The following is a 17387-nucleotide window of genomic DNA, read 5'->3' as shown; positions in this document are numbered from 1 at the left end:
CGGGGTCGATGACGTGAGCACCGTACTCGCGCCCGAGCAGGTGCTCCGCCACTACCTGCGCGCCCCCGACCCGACAGTGCCCAACGGACCGTGGCACGTGCGCTGGGACCTGCTCGCGCCGGAGGATCGCGTGGCCCTGCTGCGCGCCGAGGTGCCCGACACCGTGGTGGTGCGGACCTCCGGCGCCACCGGAACACCCGGCGAATGGTCGCGCTCGCGTGACCAGTTGCTGGCCGAGGCCGCCCTGCTGGCCGGGCTCTGGCACGACAGCCCGGTCGAACTGACGCTGGCGTTCGCCCCGCCGTCGCACCTCTACGGACTGCTCACGACCCTGGTGCTGCCCGCCGTGCTGGGGGTGCCGGTGCACTACCAGCCGGGACTGGACGCACTGTCGGCCGACGTCGCCGGCCGGGTGGTCGGGGTCACCGCCATCCCGTGGACGTTCCGCATCCTGGACCGCCACCGGGACCTGCTCTCCGCCGCGGCCGAGATCGCGATCGTGCACAGCACCGCGACCCTCCCGCCCGGCGCCGAGGCCATCGCCGAGGGTCTCGGTCCCGAACGGGTGAGTGTCACCGAGGTCTTCGGCTCCACCGAGAGCGGGGCCATCGCCCACCGCCGGGGCCGCGAGCAGCCGTGGACCCTGTTCGAGGACGTCAGCCTCGCCGACCACAGGACCGGGGAGGTTCCGCTCGTGGTGTCCGGGCCGCGGCTGGCCGCCGGACTGGCGACGTGGTGCACCGAGGATTTCGTGGAAGTCGTCGACGACCGGCACTTCCGGTTCCACGGCAGGCGAACCCGGCTGCGCAAGATCAACGGCGTGCGGGTCGACCTGGACGACGTCGAGCACCGGCTGCGCGCCGTCGTGCCGTGCGCGGACCTCGCCTGCGTCGCGGTGGACGACCCGGTGCGCGGTGAGAGCTTCACCGTCCTCGTCGTCCCGGCCGCCGCCGGGACGCCCACCCCGCCGAAGTCGGTCCGCGTGGCCCTCAAGACCTGGGGCCTCGCCCCGCACGACGTGCTGACCGTGCCCAGCATCAACCGGAGTGAGACAGGGAAACTGCGCCGATGACGCCCGACATTGCCATCACAAGGGTCGCACTCGCCACCGGGTTCGGCGCCGACGCCGAGGAGACCTGGCGCCAGGTCGTGGCAGGCGCCAGCGCGGTACGCAGCGCCGACGGCTTCGACGGCGCCTACGTGTCCCAGCTGGACGGCGCGGATGTGCTGATGACGCTGGTGAAGGAGGTCGCGCCGGAGGGCCTGCCGGCCGACACCGGTGTGGCGATCGGCACCAACGGCGCGCCCGAGGCCGCGTGGTTGAGCGGCAAGCCCTACGCCGTGCTGGACGACGTCGCCGACTCGCTCGGCGCGCGCGGGCCGAGGGTCGTCTTCGGCACCGGCTGCGTGGCGGGCACCAACGCGCTGTGCTACGCGATCGACGCGCTGCGCGCGGGGGTGGCGCGGACCATGGTCGTGATCGGTGTGGAGAGCCTCACCGTGACCACCATGGCCACCTTCCGCAGCTGGAAGGCGATCGACCCGGCCCCTTCGCGGCCCTACGGCGGCAGCGGCGGGGTCAACCTCGGCGAGGGCGCCGCCGTGCTGGTGCTGACGGCCGACCCGAAGGAGGAGGACGTCATCGCCTATGTCAACGGCTACGGCCTCACCTCTGACGCCTTCCACGTCACGTCTCCGCCGCGCGACGGCGAGGGACTGCACCGTGCGCTGCGGATCGCACTGCGGGACGCGGGAGTCGCACCCTCCGACGTCGACTACGTGAACGGGCACGGCACCGGCACCCCGGCCAACGACACGGCGGAACTGGCGGCGATGCGCGCGGTGTTCGGCCAGGACGCCCCGCCCATCAGCAGCTCCAAGCCTCAGGTCGGGCACACGCTCGGTGCGGCCGGTGCGGTCGAGGCCGCGCTCACCGCGCTGGCGATCCGCGACCAGGTGCTCCCGCCCACCGCCAATGTCGCCCCCGACGCGCCCGTCGGCGACTGGGACGTCGTGCCCAACCGGTCGCGGCCCGCGCGCATCGACGTGGCGGTCACGAACTCGCTCGCGTTCGGCGGCGCCAACGGCGTGGTCGTGCTCGGCCGCCACCCGCGCCGCGCGGCGGACACCGACCCCGAGCGGCCCGTGGAGGTGCGCGGCTTCGCCGAGGTGGCCGACCTCGACACCGCGCTGACCCTGATCCCACGGGCGTACGCGGGCCGGGCCGGCGAGCTGGGCGCGCTCGCCATGGCCGCGGGCAAAGCCGCCTGGACGGACGCGGGGTTCACCGCCGAGCACCGGCCGGACGCCGAACGGGTCGGTCTGGTCTTCGCCACCGCCGAGGGGCCGGTCGGGACGATCGAGGAACTGTTCGCGTTGCGGGAACGCGGCGAACTGGAACTCATCAGCCCGGTCACGGCGCCCAACATCGTCGCCAGCGTGACCGCCGGATACGTGTGCCAGCAGCTCGGCATCAAGGGACCGCTGTCCGCGATCACCTCCGGTGCGGACTCCGAGTCCATCGCCGAGGAGTACGCGCGCGGACTCGTGGCGCGGGGCCGGGCCGACGTCGTCCTGGTCGTCAGCGCGGACGAGCGCGGGGGCGGAGCTCGCGCCCGGGTGCTGGCGGCGGCGCCGCGAGCATCCTGACCGGCTCGGAGGCTGCTGCCTTTGCCGGTGGTCGGCAAGCAGGTGGTCGACAAGTGGGTGGTCGGCAAGCAGGTGGTCCACAAGTGAGTGGTCGGGCCCTGTGCGGAGCGGTGTGCACAGGGCTCTTCCCCTGTCCGGAGGCGGAGCGTGCGTCTTGGCCGCGAGGGTGAAGGGGCCGGGGCCGAGGTACGTCCCCGGTGGCGGGCGGCGAATCCGGACTTGATGATGGCGGGAGACCACGACCATCATCCCCTTGGACGGCAACATGCCCGTGAGACGACTCCCAGGCTCCGGAAGGGGCCGGCGCCGGATCCTGCTGGGAAGTGCCCTCGGCGGACTTGTCGTCGCCGGTGCGCTCACCGGTTGCGGCAACGGCTCGGGGCAGAACTCCCCGAGCGAGCCCAGCGCCTCCGGTATGCCGAACGCCTCGTCCTTCTCCGGGACGCCACCGTCGGCGATGGCGTCCTCGGCCTCCGCGGCCGTCAGTTCGGCCCGGGCTTCGGCATCCGCGGCGGCCTCCTCCGCCTCGGCGCGCGCGTCCGAGTTCGAGGCATCGGTGGACGCCGAGAGTCAGCGCAGGAGCGCGGCGGCCGAAAAGGAACTGAAGAACGTCAAGGGCCGGGGCAACGCACTCTCCGAGGTCGCCATGACGGGCATGCCGAGGGCGCAGACCGGCGGAGTGCTCGCCGTCATGGTCACCATCACGAACAAGACCCGCAGTGAGGCCTCCTATGCCGTGCAGGTCGACTTCAAGAACGCGGCGGGCAAGGTGGTCGAGACGCGGTTCGTCGGCGCGGAGCGTCTCCAGGCAGGGAAAAAGGAACAGCCGATCGCCTTCAGCCATCAGCCGCCGGAGCCGAAGCTGACGCCTGTTCTGGCCAAGGCGCAGCGTTACTGACAGGCGCGGCCTGTAGTCCCGGTGGCGTACGGCGTGTCACGCCGTGATGTGCCATCCGGGTTCCAGGCTGTCGAGGAGGGCGCGGAAGGCCTGGTGCGCCCGGTCCCAGTGGCCGTCCGCCAGCGGGGCGATCAGCAGGCCCAACGTGGCATCGGCCAGGAGGGTGGCCTGTGTCCGCGCCCGGTCCTCCGTCATGCCGAGATCACGGAGGACCGTGGTGAGCAGCTGCGTCCACTCGGTGACGATGTCCCGCATGAGGGGGCCGTAGCGGCCCGGGTCGAGCACGCCGACACTCATGATCTCCAGGTAGAGGGGCAGCGCGGCGCGTACGTCGGGCTCGCTGAACTGTCGCCACACCTCCTCAAGGAAGCGGCGCAGGCCCGCTGGGGTCATGGGCGGGCCCAGGGCGTCCAGCAGCTCGCGGGTGCGCAGGAGAGGGCGGCGCTCGTAGATGTCGAGGGCCTCGGCGATCATGCGCTCCTTGGTGCCGAAGTAGTACAGGAGCATGCGGTCGCTGGTGTCCAGGGCCTTGGCCAGGGGGCGCAGTGACAGGTCCGCGAGGCCGTTGCGCAGGACGTACTCACGAACCCGTTCGAGGAGGTCGCGTCGCTTGGCGGGATCGGGTGGGCGGGGCATGGGGGTTCCTGGGGGTGTGAGGGCGGAGGCGTGCGCCGGCTGTCCGTCCGTCTACGTGCGCCGCCATTCCGTCCGTTTAATGGTTGTTTGGGGGCTATTTACTGTAGCAGTGATTACGTCCATATTTGAGATGTAGCGACTGCTACATGTACGGGGTTCGGCGGACGCCTGGCCCATGCACCGGCGGACCGTCCGTTCGCCGGCCCTGAAGGGACTGATCCCCATGGCCACCCACGCCATCGGTAGCCCCACCGTCTCTCGCCGCGGAGGGCGGTCGCGGTCCTTCCGTGCCGACGAGCCCTCGTGGTTCACCAGGCAGTGGGCTCTGTGGTCCCGCGTGCTCGCGCCGCTGCGCCCGCTGGACTCGCCGCGCGGCCGTGCCGGCGCCTGGGACGCCTCCTGGCCCCTGCCGCGGGAACTGACCTCTGTGCGCCGAGCCCGGCGGCTGGTGACCGCGCAGCTGCGCGACTGGGCCGTGGGCGACCTGAGCGACACCGCCGAGCTCCTGGTCGGCGAAGTGGTCACCAACGCCCTGCGTCACACGCGCGGCCCGCTCAGGCTCAACCTGCGGCTGAGCGACTCCCGCCTGCTGTGCGAGGTCGAGGACACCGAGCCCGCCTGCCCCGCGCGAGGCGTCGTCGACACGGACGCGGAGGGTGGCCGGGGCATCGAGCTGCTCGACCTGCTCGCGGACGCCTGGGGCAGCGACCGGACGGCCACCGGCAAGACCATCTGGTTCGAGCTGCGGGCCACGGACCGGTGGGTCTGAGACCCGTGACACCGCGGATCTGTGGGTCTGAGACCGGTGTCAGGAGGCCAGGACGGAGATCCCGTCCCCGAGCAGCTTCAGGCCGAGGACGAAGAACAGGGCCGCCATCACGGCGACGTTGTGCTGAGCCGCCCAGTCCTTCCAGTTGCCGAGCGTGGTCTTCGCCCGCTCCCCGCCGAGCAGGTAGACCCCCAGCGGGGCCAGGAGGCCGAGGGTGGCGATCACGACGAAGATCGCCAGGGACGCGATCTGCTGCCCGACAGGGAGTCCGGCCGAGCCGATCGCCGCGCCCGCGGCGATGGTCAGCGGGGCGTTCTTGGCGTTGAGCGCGGCAAGGGCCGCACCCAGCCCGAACACCTTGACCGGGGTGAGGCGGTCGATCGCGCCCATCCATTTCGGCAGTCGCGCCTGCGAGGGGTCCCTGGGGCGCCGATGCCACTGCCGGGCGCCGAAGACGACGAGGAACACGCCCAGAGCGAGCTTGAGGGCTCCCACCCAGGTGGCCGGGTGATGGTGGGCGGAGGCGTGCGCCGGGGACGCGATCGCCAGCATCACGGCGCCCAATGCCGAGAGCCCCAGGAGCCAGCCGGCGGTGAAGAGGATCCCGTTGAGACGTCCCCGTGGTGTGGCGAGGATGAGGATGACGGCGATGATCGGGAGGGGGCTGATCGCGACGCCGGCCGCGAAACCCAGCACGTCGCCGAGAACTTTGCCCATGACTGCCTCCAGGTGGGGTCAGGGTGGCGATCGCGTTGAGCAGGTTCTGTGGACGCCGGGCCGGGGCGGTTCGGCGGCCTCCTGGAGCCTGGCCGAGTGTCAGGCAGCCGCCGGGTCTCAGGCAGCCGCCGAGTGTCGCGCCGCACCGACCGGCCACGGTCTGCTCCGCAGGTCTGCGTCCATTTTCCTGCGCCGTCACGGATCTGTCCTCGGGAACCGAAGGTGACCCGAGGCGCGGTGGTCCCGGCCCGGCGGCCGACCGCCGGCACGCCACGGACACGGTCCGCAGCCGGAACGCGAGGCGGCACGGGCGGAACGCGAGGCGGCACGGCCGGAATGCGAGGCGGCACGGGCGGAACGCGAGGCGGCACGGGCGGAACGCGAGGCGGCACGGGCGGAACGCGAGGCGGCACGGGCGGAACGCGAGGCGGCACGGCCGGAACGCGAGGCGGCACGGCCGGAATGCGAGGCGGCACGGCCGGAGTCAGGATGGGTGGTGAGGGCCTGGGACCTCGTACGGGGGTGTTCGGCAGCCCTCGAACCGATCCGCGGCAGGAGAACCCGATCATGACTCCGACACCCGACGCGACCCAGCCTGCCCACCCCGCCCAGCCGGCCCAGCCATCCCCATCAGCCCATCCTGAGCACCCGGGCAGGACGGACGGGGTCTGCAACGAGTTCACCGTCTTCACCAAGATCAAGCCGGGCGAGGCCGAAGCGCTGCGAGAGGATCTCGCCATGCTCGCCGACGCGGCGGGCGACGAGAGGGTTCATGCGGCGGTGCGCCAGATCGGCACGCTGCACGACGCACGGCACGTCATCTTCGACAACGACACCCGGTTCATGTTCGCCAGCGTCTTCGACGGCTCCTGGGACACCTACATCGACGACTTCGCCAAGACGGTGGTCGGGGAACGCTTCGACAAGGTCTTCTCGCACAGCGAGGGATTCCCCGGTGTCCGCGATCCCGGGGCGAAGGACTGGTTCCTCGCCCACCAGGAGGCCGCCGGGGTCTTCGTCAGCGCCTATCCCGATCTGACCGTTCAGCAGATCTTCAAGGACCAGCAAGTGGACGAGGCCTTCCAGGACGTGCTGGACACCCCCGAGTTCCGGGCGGCGCTGGAGAACCCGGCCAACGCGGAGCTGGTGGCCACGCCCGCTTTCCAGAAGCTGCTGGAAGTCGCCGCGAGCTAGGCGGCGCACAAGCCGGGCAACTCGCAGGCCGGGCAACTCGCAGGCCGGGCAACTCGCAGGCCGGGCAACTCGCAGGCCGGGCAACTCGCGGGCCGGGCCACTCACAAGCCCGGCAACGCACAACCCCGGCAACTCTCAAGCCGGGCCACTCGCAAGCCGGGCCACTCGCAAGCCGGCCAACTCGCAAGCCCGGCAGCCTGGGAGGACCATGAACACGACGCCAAGCAGCAGCGCGGGCACCGTACGCGTCGAGATCGACGACGTCCAGAGCGGGGCACTGCGTCCGCGGCCCGTGCCCTACCAGGGGAAGTACGTCTTCCTGCGCGTCGACGACCCGCGCGCCGGGCGTGCCGTGCTCCGGCGGCTGCTCCCGCTGACCGCGGCCGGTCTGCCCGAGGTGGATCCGGGCCGGGACGCCTGGGTGGCCGTGGCGCTCACCTATCAGGGGCTGAAGGCCCTGGGAGTGCCGCAGGACTCGCTGGACAGCTTTCCGCGGGCGTTCCGTGAGGGCATGGCCGCTCGGGCGGAGCTGATCGGCGACGTGGGGGAGAGCGCGCCGGCCCACTGGGAGGCGCCGTTCGGAACCGGCGACGTCCACATCGCGCTGAGCGCCCTGTCCTCCGATGCGGCCCAGCTGGAACGGGAGTTGGAGCAGGCCCGTGTCGCCGTCCAGGACACGCCCGGTGTCCAGGTGATCTGGCAGCAGGACGTGCACCAGCACCCGACCGGGCGGACCACCTTCGGATTCCGCGACGGCATCAGCCATCCGAACATCGAGGGCGTCGGGCTGCCCGGCTCCAACCCGCAGGAACCCCCCATCAAGGCAGGCGAGTTCATCCTCGGCTACCCCGACGAGACCGGTAACCTGCCGCCCATGCCCAGCCCCGACGCGCTGGGGCGCAACGGAACCTACGTCGCCGTCCGCAAGATCCGCACCGATGTGGCGGCCTGGCGCCGGTACCTGCGCGCGAACTCCGCCGGCGCCGAGGAGGAGGCCCTCCTGGCGGCGAAGATGGTCGGCCGCTGGCCCAGCGGAGCACCACTGGAGCTGTCGCCGGAACACGACGACCCGGAACTGGCGGCCGATCCGCACCGCGTCAACAACTTCCTGTACCGGGAGAACGACGACCGGGGTTTCCGGTGCCCCGCGGGTGCGCACATCCGGCGCACCAACCCCCGCGACTCCACCATCATCGGTGACGCGCGGATGCACCGTCTCATCCGCCGCGGCACCACCTACGGCCCGCCGCTTCCCGAGGGTGTGCTCGAGGACGACGGCGCGGACCGCGGACTGGTCGGTGTCTTCATCGGAGCCCACCTTGAGCGGCAGTTCGAGTTCATCAAAGCCGAGTGGGTCAACGACGGGAACTTCATCGGCTACCCCGGCGAAAAGGACCCGGTGGCCGGACACCACGGCGGAGACGGCACGGTCACCATTCCGGAGAAACCGGTCCGGCGCCGCCTGCGGAACCTGCCCAGCTTCGTGGTCACCCGGGGCGGCGAGTACTGCTTCCTGCCGGGACTGCGCGCCCTGCGCTGGCTCGCCGAACTGGAGGACTGAGAGCCATGGCAGCACAGTTCGTCCGCTACACACCGGACATCGAGGGCAGTGAACCGGACTTCGACCGCAATCTGCGGACGGTGATCGAGAAGACCGAGAGCTACATCACCGAGTCGGTCGAGGCGGGCGGCACGGGGCGGGCCCTCAGGGATGCCCACGCCAAGGGATACGGACTGGTCCGCGGGCGGGTGGAGATCCTGGACGGGATTCCCCCCGAGTACGCCCAGGGCATCTACGCCACCGCCGGAACCCACGACGCGCTCATCCGGTTCTCCAACGGCTCGCCCCACGCCGGATCCGACGCACGACTGGGCGCCGCCATCGGACTGGCGCTGAAGATGTTCGACGTCCCCGGGCCGACCCTGCTGGAGGACGAGCCCGACACCGGCACCTTCGACTACGCCAACATCAACGGACCCGTGTTCTTCTGCAACACCGTCGAGCACTACCTGTTCATCCAGGAACTGTTCCTGAACGCGCCGGCCTACTTCGCCGAAGGGCGGACCGGAATGCACCGTTTCTTCGCCGACTTCGTGACCGGAAAGGGAACCCTGGACCAGGGCGACTGGGCATGGGACGAGTTCCTGGCCTTCCTGCGCCTTTCCGCGATCTCCCCGGTCAACGTGCTCCTGTCGAGCTACTGGACGATGGGCGCGGTCAGGCACGGGGACCACATCGCCAAGGTGCGCATCACCCCCGACCCGCACTCCGCCGCCGCGGTCGTCCGGCGCACCCTCGATCCGGCGTCCGCGCCGGAGGTCTTCCGCCCGGCGCTGGAAGCCGAGTTGCGGGAGCGGCCCTACACCTTCCACATCCAGGTTCAGCTCTGCACCGATCTGGCGCGGATGCCGGTCGAGGACACCACGGTCGAATGGCCCGAGCGGCTCTCACCCCCCGTCACGGTAGCCGTGCTGCACCTGCCGCAACAGGACATCTCCGGCCCGGAGAACCTGGAGAAGATGGACGCGCTGTCCTTCACACCATGGCGCGTCACCGCCGAACACGCGCCCCTGGGCACCATCATGCGGGCCCGCAAAGAGGTCTACCGGCACGCCTCCGTCCTGCGCCACAAGCTCAACCAGCAGCCGCGCACCGAACCGCGCAGCGCCGATGAGGTGCTCGGCCCGAAGGGGCCTTGAGACACCGGCACCGGCGCGGGCGCGGATCGGGACACGGCTAGACGAGGGGCTTGTCGTCCATGCGGACGTGGTCGACGGCCCAGTACCAGTTGTTGCCGGCGTCGTACACGCGGAACTTCAGCGTCACCGTCCGCGCGCCCGCCGGCGGGGTCAGTTCCTTGGTGACGTGGGTGTTCTCGACGTCGTGGCCGGCGTTGTCGTTGCCGGTGGCGTCGGAGCTGTAGGACAGCAGGCGCACTTCCTCGCCGGTGTCGAACACCGCGGTCAGGGACGCCTTCTGCGGGGCCTCCTGCCGGTAGTGGGAGTCGAAGGAGACGTACAGCTTCTGTGTGCCGGACGGGACGGTGACGGCGGGGGAGACGAGCGTCGAGTCGAACTTCCCCTTACTGGACGGTGATCCGGTGTCGTCCCAGTCGTCCGGGTCGGCGACCGCGACGACCCCGAGCGCGCGCGAGAAGTTCCCGCGGTCCTGCCCGGCGGGCGACCAGGCGCGCTTGGTGTGGAACGTCCAGCCCTGCAGGCGGACCGTGCCCTGCGGCATGCCGGGGGCGTTGACGACCGACCAGCCCTTCGGGGCCTGGGCCGTCCAGCCGATGACACCGGAGACCGGGGTGAGGGCGTCCGCGAGCGACTCGAAGTCCTCGTCGAGGAGATGGCCCGTCATGTTCGGTGCGGTACGGGCGCTCAGTTCGCCGTCGGCCAGCACGAACCGCCGGCCGCAAACGGCGGTGGCGGTGACCAGGAGGCGGTGGGCGTCGGTCGCCGACAGGCCGGCGGGCACGTCGACCTGCCACTCGGCGGTCGCGGAGGCGCCGGCCGTCAGGCTCGTGGGCGCGGCCGTGATCTCCGTGACCTTCCAGCCCGCGGGCAGCAGGGGCGACACGGCCAGCGACGTCACGTCCGTCGCGTCCGCGGTGAACCGGGCGCGCAGCCGGGCCGGCCTGCCGGGCACGAGGATCGCCTCGTCGATCGTGCTCGACGCGGCGCCCAGCGTGACCGTGACGGTGAGCGCGTCGGGCAGCCCCATCGCCGGGTCGGTGACGCCCGGCCCGCGGCTCGGCACCCGGCCCGCGAACCGGCGCCGGAAACCGGGCTCGCCGTACACCGCGACACCGAGGTCGTACCAGCCCTCCTGCCCCACCGGCACGTCGACGGTGCGTTCGGCGCCGCCCGGCACGCGTATCTCGCGCACCCCGCCGCCGTAGGCGAGGTCGCCGACGGCGAACGTGCGCGTCGTACGGGAGCGGTTGCCGACGTGCACCTGCGCGCTGCGGCCGTCGTCGGCGAGCTCGAAGGAGGCGTCGTACGATCCCGCCGCGTCGCCGCGCAGGTGCCACAGGGTGCCGTTCGGGCCGTGCACGCGCAGGTCGTGGCCGTCGTCGACGGGCCAGACGTCGGACAGCCTGGTGCGCGCGGCCAGCGTGTAGTGGCGGGGCGCCGTGCCCGGCTCCGGGTAGACGGCGAACACGGCGCCCTGGGTGCCCCGGTTGGCGAGGTCCAGCGTCAGGCTGCCGTCCCGGACCCGGGCCTTGAGGTGCAGGTGGTACGGGGTCGGGCGGGCGGTGCGGGTGCCGCGCTGCTGGCGCGGCGGGGCCTGCGGCCTGGGCACGGTGGGGGCGGGCAGCTTGCCGGTGTCGATGACCTTCTGCCGGTTGCCGCTGGTGTCGGGGAGCGTGGGCCAGTCCGGTTCCTTGCCGGAGAAGTCGAAGATCTCCGTCAGGTCGCCGGTGACCTCACGGCGCCAGGGGCTGATGTTCGGCTCGTGCACGCCGAACCGCTGCTCCAGGAACTGGATCACGGACGTGTGGTCGTACACGGTCGAGGCGACGGCGCCGCCGCGCGTCCACGGCGAGACGACGATCATCGGCACGCGCATGCCGAGCCCGAGCGGGAACGGGCCGGCGGTCCGGCTCTCGCCGTCGGGCAGGGTGTCGCTCCAGCTCAGCGTCCCGTCGGCGGCCTTGACCCGGTACTGGCCCTGCTGGTTGACGGGCCGGTAGAAGGACGAGGTGCCCTTCTGGACGCGGACGACGACCTCGCCGTCGGGCGAGACGTTCGACTTGCCGCGTCCCTCGGCCAGCGGCGGCACGGGCGGGAGCAGGTGGTCGTAGAAGCCGCCGTGCTCGTCGTAGTTGAGGATGAAGGCGGTCTTCTCGAAGACCTCCGGGTGGTCGGCGAGTGCCGCCAGCAGGCGCGCGCTCAGGTCCTCGCCGTCCGGCGGCGCGTAGCTGGCGTGCTCGGACAGGGCGGCCGGCGCCACGATCCACGACACCTGCGGCAGCGCGTCGCCGCGTACGTCCTCGGCGAACGCGGCGACCAGCGCGTCACCCATCGCCCAGGGGTTCTTGGCCTGCGCCGGGTCGCCGACCCGCTTCATGCCGCGCTCGTACAGCGGCTCGCCCGGCCTGGCCGCCCGGAACGTCGTGAACCAGGCGAGCGCGTTGTCGTCGAAGTTCTCCTGCGCCTGGTACGTCTTCCAGGAGATCCCGGCGGCTTCGAGGCGCTCGGCGTACGTCGTCCACTCGAAGCCGGGCTCCTGGTTGTCGACGACGGCGACGTCGCGCACGGTGCCGCCGCTGGTGCCCGACATCAGGTGCTCGCGGTTGGGGTTGGTGCTGGTCTCGACCGAGCAGTAGTAGTGGTCGCAGACGGTGAAGACGGACGCGAGCGCGTTGTAGAACGGCATGTCGGCGGGCTCGTAGTAGCCCTGGCCGAGCCAGCCGCTGCCGCGCCGGGTCACGTAGCCGTCGGCGATGCCGTCGTTGCGGGCGTTCATCGAGTCGCCGAACCCGAAGGCGGCGGCGCCCTGTTGGTAGGCGTTGGTGTGCGCGGCGTTCATGGCGAACGGCGCGAGCCAGCCCTCCGGGCGCGACGGGTCGGGCTGGTGCGTGACGGGCAGACCGTTCGCGCCGCGCACGGCGGCGCGGTCCCCGAAGCCGCGGATGCCCTGCATCGTGCCGAAGTAGTGGTCGAACGAGCGGTTCTCCTGCATCAGGATCACGACGTGCTGGATGTCCTCCAGCTTGCCGGGGCGCGCGGGCGCGGCGAGCGCGGTGCGCAGGCTCAGCGGCAGCGAGGCCAGCACCCCCGCGGCCACGGCGCCGCCGAGCAGCGTACGGCGGGACACGGCGGTCTGGGCGGTGGTCTGCGGGGTGGTCCGGGCGGGTCTGTGGGGTTCGGGGTTCACGGGGGTGCCTCCAACGACGGTGCGGTTCCGAGCTCTTGGTCCAGACCCGTTATGGATACGAGACTGAAGTGGCCGGTGTCGGAGAGGCGAGTGAAGTTCCCATGACGTCGATCCGTAGGGCACCGCCAGTGGCCGCGACGCGCGACGGCGACGCGGTGACGGAGGGTGACGGACGGTGGCGAAAGAAACCGGGTGCGCGGGCGGCGCCACTCTGCGGGACAGGGGCTGTCAGGAATAGCCTGGAACAAGCGACTTCGGGGCGAGGTGGAACATCCTCGGACATTCGGAACGTCGAGGGGGGACGCGAGACAGGGAGGAAGAATGCCCTGGAACCTGAGCGGAACGTACCTGGAGAGCTGCAACTGTGACGTGGTGTGCCCCTGCACCACCTCGGGCCTCACCGCACCGGCCGATCACGAGCGCTGCCAGGTGACCTTCGCGTTCCACGTGGACAGCGGGTCCGTGAACGGCGTGGACGTCTCCGACCGCAGTGTCGCCGTCTTCATCGACGCACCCCAGGTGATGGCCGAGGGCGGTTGGCAGGTCGCGCTCTACGTCGACGCCTCGGCAGACGACAACCAGGCGGAGGCGCTGGGCGACGTCTTCTCCGGCCAGGCCGGCGGGCCGATGGCGGCGCTCACTCCGCTCATCGGCGAGGTCCTCGGCGTGGAGCGGGTCCCCATCGACTACCGCGACGACGGCCGCCACCACGCCGTGCGGGTGGGCGACGCCATCGACATCGAGATCGACGACCAGATCGCCCCGCAGTTCGGCGAGGACGGTCCGGTGATGGGCCTGACCGGCATGTTCCACCCGGTGAGCAGCACGCTGACGATCGCCCGGTCCACCCGGGCGACGGGTTCCGGGGTGTACGGCCGGTCCTGGGACTTCACCGGCAGCAACGGACACTCGGCGCCCTTCACGTGGTCCGCATGACCGACGGGCCGCTCACCGGCCGCCGCGGGGTGCTCCTGCCCGCCGGGCTCCTGCTGGTCGTGGCAGCCGCCGCCTGGAGCTGGGTGGTGACACGCTGGGGCGGCATGCCGGTGACGACCGGCACCATGGGCCTGGGACTGCCCGCCTTCCTGGTCGCGTGGACGCTGATGATGGCCGCGATGATGCTGCCCTCCACGGCGCCCGTCGCCGCGCTGTACGCACGCACCATCACCGTGCACCGGCCGGGGCGCATGGCCGTCTTCACCGTCGCCTACCTGCTCGTCTGGGTCGCGGCCGGGCTGCCGGCGTACGCGCTGGCCGGGGGCCTGGGCCGGGCGGCGGCCCTCCCCGCCTGGGCGGGGAGCACGGTGGCCGCGGCCGTGTTCGCGATCAGCGGCGTCTACCAGCTCACGCCCCTCAAGGACCGCTGTCTGGCGAAGTGCCGCTCGCCGGTCGGGCTGATGCTCCGCTACGCCTCGTACCCGCGAGCCTCGCGCGACGTGCGTGCGGGAGCCCATCACGGTGCCTTCTGTCTGGGCTGCTGCTGGTCGCTCATGCTGCTGCTGGCGGCGTTCGGTCTGATGAACCTGTGGGCCATGGTGGCACTGGCCGCCGTGATCGCCGTCGAGAAGCTCGCTCCGGCCGGCCACCTGGTGGCCCGTGCCGTGGGTGTCACCTCGATCGCCCTGGCCGTCGCCGTCTTCTGGGTCCCGGCGCTGGCTCCGGGCCTCACCGGTGGCGGTATGGGCGGCATGAGCGGTATGTGAGGAATGCGGGAACACAGGAATGCCGGGCATCCGGGAGTGCAGGGAGTGCCGTGCATCCGGGAGTGCAGGAATGCCGGGCATCCGGGAAGCGAGATGATCATGGACCGTTACCCGCCCATCGCCGATCACGGACTGGTCGGCGACCTGCAGACCGCCGCTCTGATCTCGTCCGAGGGGGTCGTCGACTGGTTCGCGGCGCCCCGGTTCGACTCGCCCAGCGTCTTCGCCGCCCTGCTCGACCACGACCGCGGCGGCTACTTCCTGTTCGCGCCGGAAGACCGGAACACCACCTGCAAGCAGCTCTACTATCCCGACACCGCGGTCCTGGTCACGCGCTTCATGTCACCGGACGGGGTCGGCGAGGTCTTCGACTGCATGCCGGTGGATCGCACCGGCACCCCCACGGACCGGCATGTGCTGATGCGCGGCGTGCGGGCGGTGCGCGGAACGGTGCGCTTCGCTCTGGAGTGCCGTCCGCGCTTCGACTACGGCCGCGCCACCCACCGTCTCGACATGCGGGACGGCACCGCCACGTTCCGGGCGCCGGACACCACCGCACATCTGCAGAGCACCTTTCCCCTGCGGCAGGACGGCGCGGATGTGCGGGGCGAGGTCACCTTGCGCTCCGGTGAGGTGGCCGCGGCGGCGTTCACCGTCGGCGGACCCGAGGGTGACACCCCGCCGCCGATCACCACGGGCAGCGCGCTGGAACGCTTCTGGGACATCGTGGAGTTCTGGCAGCGCTGGGTGCGCTCCTCCCGGTACCGCGGCCGGTGGCCGGGTGTGGTGCACCGCTCGGCCATCACGCTCAAACTCCTCACCTACGCGCCCACCGGCGCTCCCGTCGCCGCAGCCACCATGGGCCTGCCCGAGCAGATCGGGGGCGAGCGCAACTGGGACTACCGCTACACCTGGGTCCGGGACGGCTCCCTGTCCGTGCGCGCCCTGCTCGACCTCGGGTTCGCCGAGGAGGCGGCGCAGTTCACGCACTGGCTGAGCGACCGACTCCAGGCCCGTGAGGGTGTCGACGGCGAGCCGCTGCAGATCATGTATCGCGTCGACGGGGACCCGGAGCTGCGGGAAGAGGTCCTCCCGCACTTCGAGGGCTATCGGGGTTCGCATCCGGTGCGGGCGGGGAACGCGGCGGCCGATCAGCTTCAGCTGGACATCTACGGGGAAGCGCTCTACGGCCTGTCGGAGGGGCGCGATGTCGCCCAGGCGGGCAGCTACCACGGCTGGAAGAACGTCGCGCGGACGCTGGACCGGCTGGCCGATTCCTGGGACCGTCCGGACGAGGGCGTCTGGGAGACCCGTGGCGGGCGCCAGGACTTCACCTTCAGCCGGGTGATGGAGTGGGTGGCCTTCGACCGGGGGCTGCGCCTGGCGAGAGAGCACAGCCGTCCCGCCGACGCTCCTCGCTGGACCGCGGCGCGCGACGCGATCCTCGAGCAGGTGATGGAGCGGGGCTGGAACGACAAGGAGCAGGCCCTCGTCCAGCACTACGGGAGCGACGTCCTCGACGCCTCGCTGCTGCTGATTCCGCGCGTCGGGTTCCTCGCGCCCAGAACGGAGAGCTGGCTGTCGACCCTGGACGCGATGGAACGCACGCTGGTGTCGGACAGCCTCGTCTACCGCTACGACCCCGCGGCCTCCCCGGACGGCCTGCGGGGCTCGGAGGGCACGTTCAGTCTCTGCACCTTCCTCTACGTGGACGCCCTCGCCCGCGCCGGGCGGATCCGTCCGGCGCGCTACGCCTTCGAGAAGATGCAGACCTATGCCAACCACGTGGGCCTGTTCGCCGAGGAGATCGGCCCCAGCGGCGAGCAGCTGGGCAACTTCCCGCAGGCTTTCACGCATCTGTCGCTGATCATGGCCGCCACCACCCTGGACGACGCCCTCGACCGGCAGCGCGACTGAGCATCCGCCACTGGGCATCCGCGTCTGGGCATCCGCCACTGGGCATCCGCGTCTGGGCATCCGCGTCTGGGCATCCGCCACTGGGCATCCGCGTCTGGGCATCCGCGTCTGGGCATCCGTGACTGAGCGACACGGTTCAGCGACCGGTGTTCAGCCGCCGGTGGCGAAACCGGGGAAGAGCGTCATGCCGCCGTCCACGTACAGCGTGCTGCCCACCACGTAGTCCATGAGGTCCGAGGCGAGCCCGACGGCCGCGTAGGCGATGTCCTCCGGATCACCGACGCGCCCGTAGGGAATCAGCCGCAACAGATCCTTCTCGGCGTCGTCGGTGTCCCAGGCGCTGCGGTTGATGGGTGTCCTGATGGCTCCCGGGGCGATCGCGTTCACCCGGATGCGGTGGGGCGCGAGTTCCTGGGCGAGCGTCTCCATCATCATCTGCACACCGCCTTTCGAGGCCGCGTAGTTGACGTGACCGGCCCAGGGGATGACCTGGTGGACCGAACTCATGCAGATGATCTTCCCGGCCGCGCGCGACACCTCGGGGACGACCCCCCTCCTCAGGAACTCCTTCGTCACCTCCCGCGCGCACAGGAACTGGCCGGTGAGGTTGACGTCCAGCACCTTCTGCCACTGGGCCGTCGTCATCTCGGTGCACGGCGCGTCACGCTGCAGCCCGGCGTTGGCCACGAGGATGTCGATGGTCCCGAACTCCTGGACCATCCGCTCGACCATCGCGACGACCTGGTCCTCCCGGGACACATCGGCCTCGTACGCCGCCGCGCGCACACCGAAGCCGGAGATCTCCTCGACCACCTGCTCGGCCTCCTCGCGCCCGGCGACGTAGTTCACGACCACGTCGGCTCCGGCGCGTCCCAGGCCGATGGCCGTCGCCTTGCCGATGCCCGAGTTCGCCCCGGTGACGAGCGCCTTCTGCCCTTTCAGCAGATGTGCGGGAATGACCTGCTGCGGGGCTCCCTGAGTCACGCTCACGCCGATTCTCCTCCTCGACTCGAACGG

Annotated in this window: 14 protein-coding genes; 10 read left to right on the top strand and 4 right to left on the bottom strand. The window is 71.3% G+C overall.

Annotated elements, in window-relative coordinates:
• The first annotated feature begins 13 nt into the window (after nucleotides 1–13).
• The 3 genes from ACGFYV_RS14070 to ACGFYV_RS14060 all read left to right on the top strand — a co-directional run bounded on the left by ACGFYV_RS14070 (nucleotide 14) and on the right by ACGFYV_RS14060 (nucleotide 3547).
• Nucleotides 14–1072: a hypothetical protein gene (locus ACGFYV_RS14070; RefSeq protein WP_393878615.1), complete on the top strand. Its 1059-nt coding sequence runs from the start codon at nucleotides 14–16 to the stop codon at nucleotides 1070–1072.
• On the top strand, nucleotides 1069–2649 hold the full coding sequence (locus tag ACGFYV_RS14065; protein ID WP_393878614.1) for a beta-ketoacyl synthase N-terminal-like domain-containing protein: 1581 nt from the start codon (nucleotides 1069–1071) through the stop codon (nucleotides 2647–2649). Before ACGFYV_RS14070 ends, ACGFYV_RS14065 begins: the two co-directional genes overlap by 4 nt.
• 265 nt (nucleotides 2650–2914) lie before the next feature.
• Entirely contained in the window at nucleotides 2915–3547 is a 633-nt protein-coding gene (locus tag ACGFYV_RS14060; protein WP_393878642.1) for a hypothetical protein, read from the top strand.
• A 36-nt stretch (nucleotides 3548–3583) separates the two neighbouring features.
• Here the strand turns inward: ACGFYV_RS14060 and ACGFYV_RS14055 are convergent, their stop codons facing one another.
• Nucleotides 3584–4183 (bottom strand): TetR/AcrR family transcriptional regulator, encoded by a 600-nt coding sequence (locus ACGFYV_RS14055; RefSeq protein WP_393878613.1) that lies wholly within the window; start codon nucleotides 4181–4183, stop codon nucleotides 3584–3586.
• A 223-nt stretch (nucleotides 4184–4406) separates the two neighbouring features.
• Here ACGFYV_RS14055 and ACGFYV_RS14050 point away from each other — a divergent pair, with 223 nt between their 5' ends.
• Nucleotides 4407–4952 (top strand): ATP-binding protein, encoded by a 546-nt coding sequence (locus tag ACGFYV_RS14050; RefSeq protein WP_393878612.1) that lies wholly within the window; start codon nucleotides 4407–4409, stop codon nucleotides 4950–4952.
• A 39-nt stretch (nucleotides 4953–4991) separates the two neighbouring features.
• Here ACGFYV_RS14050 and ACGFYV_RS14045 read toward each other — a convergent pair whose 3' ends face one another.
• The gene (locus ACGFYV_RS14045; protein WP_393878611.1) at nucleotides 4992–5669 is read right to left on the bottom strand and encodes a GAP family protein; all 678 of its coding nucleotides are present in this window, start codon (nucleotides 5667–5669) and stop codon (nucleotides 4992–4994) included.
• A gap of 567 nt (nucleotides 5670–6236) precedes the next feature.
• Here ACGFYV_RS14045 and ACGFYV_RS14040 point away from each other — a divergent pair.
• The 3 genes from ACGFYV_RS14040 to ACGFYV_RS14030 all read left to right on the top strand — a co-directional run bounded on the left by ACGFYV_RS14040 (nucleotide 6237) and on the right by ACGFYV_RS14030 (nucleotide 9563).
• The gene (locus ACGFYV_RS14040; RefSeq protein WP_393878610.1) at nucleotides 6237–6863 is read left to right on the top strand and encodes a hypothetical protein; all 627 of its coding nucleotides are present in this window, start codon (nucleotides 6237–6239) and stop codon (nucleotides 6861–6863) included.
• 208 nt (nucleotides 6864–7071) lie between these two features.
• A complete protein-coding gene (locus ACGFYV_RS14035; RefSeq protein ID WP_393878609.1) occupies nucleotides 7072–8424 on the top strand; it encodes a Dyp-type peroxidase in 1353 nt (450 codons plus the stop codon).
• 5 nt (nucleotides 8425–8429) lie between these two features.
• Nucleotides 8430–9563, top strand: a complete 1134-nt coding sequence (locus tag ACGFYV_RS14030) for a catalase family protein (protein ID WP_393878608.1) — start codon at nucleotides 8430–8432, stop codon at nucleotides 9561–9563.
• Nucleotides 9564–9600: 37 nt separating this feature from the next.
• On the opposite strand, the gene ACGFYV_RS14025 is transcribed toward ACGFYV_RS14030, so the two are convergent.
• Entirely contained in the window at nucleotides 9601–12750 is a 3150-nt protein-coding gene (locus ACGFYV_RS14025; protein WP_393878607.1) for a phosphocholine-specific phospholipase C, read from the bottom strand.
• A 321-nt stretch (nucleotides 12751–13071) separates the two neighbouring features.
• Here ACGFYV_RS14025 and ACGFYV_RS14020 point away from each other — a divergent pair, with 321 nt between their 5' ends.
• The 3 genes from ACGFYV_RS14020 to ACGFYV_RS14010 all read left to right on the top strand — a co-directional run bounded on the left by ACGFYV_RS14020 (nucleotide 13072) and on the right by ACGFYV_RS14010 (nucleotide 16370).
• Nucleotides 13072–13686 (top strand): DUF1326 domain-containing protein, encoded by a 615-nt coding sequence (locus ACGFYV_RS14020; RefSeq protein WP_393878606.1) that lies wholly within the window; start codon nucleotides 13072–13074, stop codon nucleotides 13684–13686.
• Complete coding sequence (locus tag ACGFYV_RS14015) at nucleotides 13683–14453, top strand: DUF2182 domain-containing protein (protein ID WP_393878605.1); 771 nt, start codon at nucleotides 13683–13685, stop codon at nucleotides 14451–14453. Before ACGFYV_RS14020 ends, ACGFYV_RS14015 begins: the two co-directional genes overlap by 4 nt.
• Nucleotides 14454–14552: 99 nt before the next feature.
• On the top strand, nucleotides 14553–16370 hold the full coding sequence (locus tag ACGFYV_RS14010; RefSeq protein ID WP_393878641.1) for a glycoside hydrolase family 15 protein: 1818 nt from the start codon (nucleotides 14553–14555) through the stop codon (nucleotides 16368–16370).
• A 150-nt stretch (nucleotides 16371–16520) separates the two neighbouring features.
• Here ACGFYV_RS14010 and ACGFYV_RS14005 read toward each other — a convergent pair whose 3' ends face one another.
• Entirely contained in the window at nucleotides 16521–17360 is an 840-nt protein-coding gene (locus ACGFYV_RS14005; protein ID WP_393878604.1) for an SDR family oxidoreductase, read from the bottom strand.
• Nucleotides 17361–17387: the final 27 nt, after the last annotated feature.

The organism is Streptomyces sp. NPDC048297 (genome assembly GCF_043201585.1).
Lineage (GTDB): Bacteria > Actinomycetota > Actinomycetes > Streptomycetales > Streptomycetaceae > Streptomyces.
The sequence above is the reverse complement of the archived record's forward strand: the minus strand, read 5'-3'. Positions and strand labels throughout refer to the sequence as shown.

Excerpts from the sequence above, each read along its gene's own strand:
- ACGFYV_RS14065 (WP_393878614.1), top strand. The coding sequence starts at position 1,069 with ATGACGCCCGACATTGCCATCACAAGGGTCGCACTCGCCACCGGGTTC.
- ACGFYV_RS14060 (WP_393878642.1), top strand. The coding sequence starts at position 2,915 with ATGCCCGTGAGACGACTCCCAGGCTCCGGAAGGGGCCGGCGCCGGATC.
- ACGFYV_RS14055 (WP_393878613.1), bottom strand. The coding sequence starts at position 4,183 with ATGCCCCGCCCACCCGATCCCGCCAAGCGACGCGACCTCCTCGAACGG.
- ACGFYV_RS14050 (WP_393878612.1), top strand. The coding sequence starts at position 4,407 with ATGGCCACCCACGCCATCGGTAGCCCCACCGTCTCTCGCCGCGGAGGG.
- ACGFYV_RS14045 (WP_393878611.1), bottom strand. The coding sequence starts at position 5,669 with ATGGGCAAAGTTCTCGGCGACGTGCTGGGTTTCGCGGCCGGCGTCGCG.
- ACGFYV_RS14040 (WP_393878610.1), top strand. The coding sequence starts at position 6,237 with ATGACTCCGACACCCGACGCGACCCAGCCTGCCCACCCCGCCCAGCCG.
- ACGFYV_RS14035 (WP_393878609.1), top strand. The coding sequence starts at position 7,072 with ATGAACACGACGCCAAGCAGCAGCGCGGGCACCGTACGCGTCGAGATC.
- ACGFYV_RS14030 (WP_393878608.1), top strand. The coding sequence starts at position 8,430 with ATGGCAGCACAGTTCGTCCGCTACACACCGGACATCGAGGGCAGTGAA.
- ACGFYV_RS14020 (WP_393878606.1), top strand. The coding sequence starts at position 13,072 with ATGCCCTGGAACCTGAGCGGAACGTACCTGGAGAGCTGCAACTGTGAC.
- ACGFYV_RS14015 (WP_393878605.1), top strand. The coding sequence starts at position 13,683 with ATGACCGACGGGCCGCTCACCGGCCGCCGCGGGGTGCTCCTGCCCGCC.
- ACGFYV_RS14010 (WP_393878641.1), top strand. The coding sequence starts at position 14,553 with ATGGACCGTTACCCGCCCATCGCCGATCACGGACTGGTCGGCGACCTG.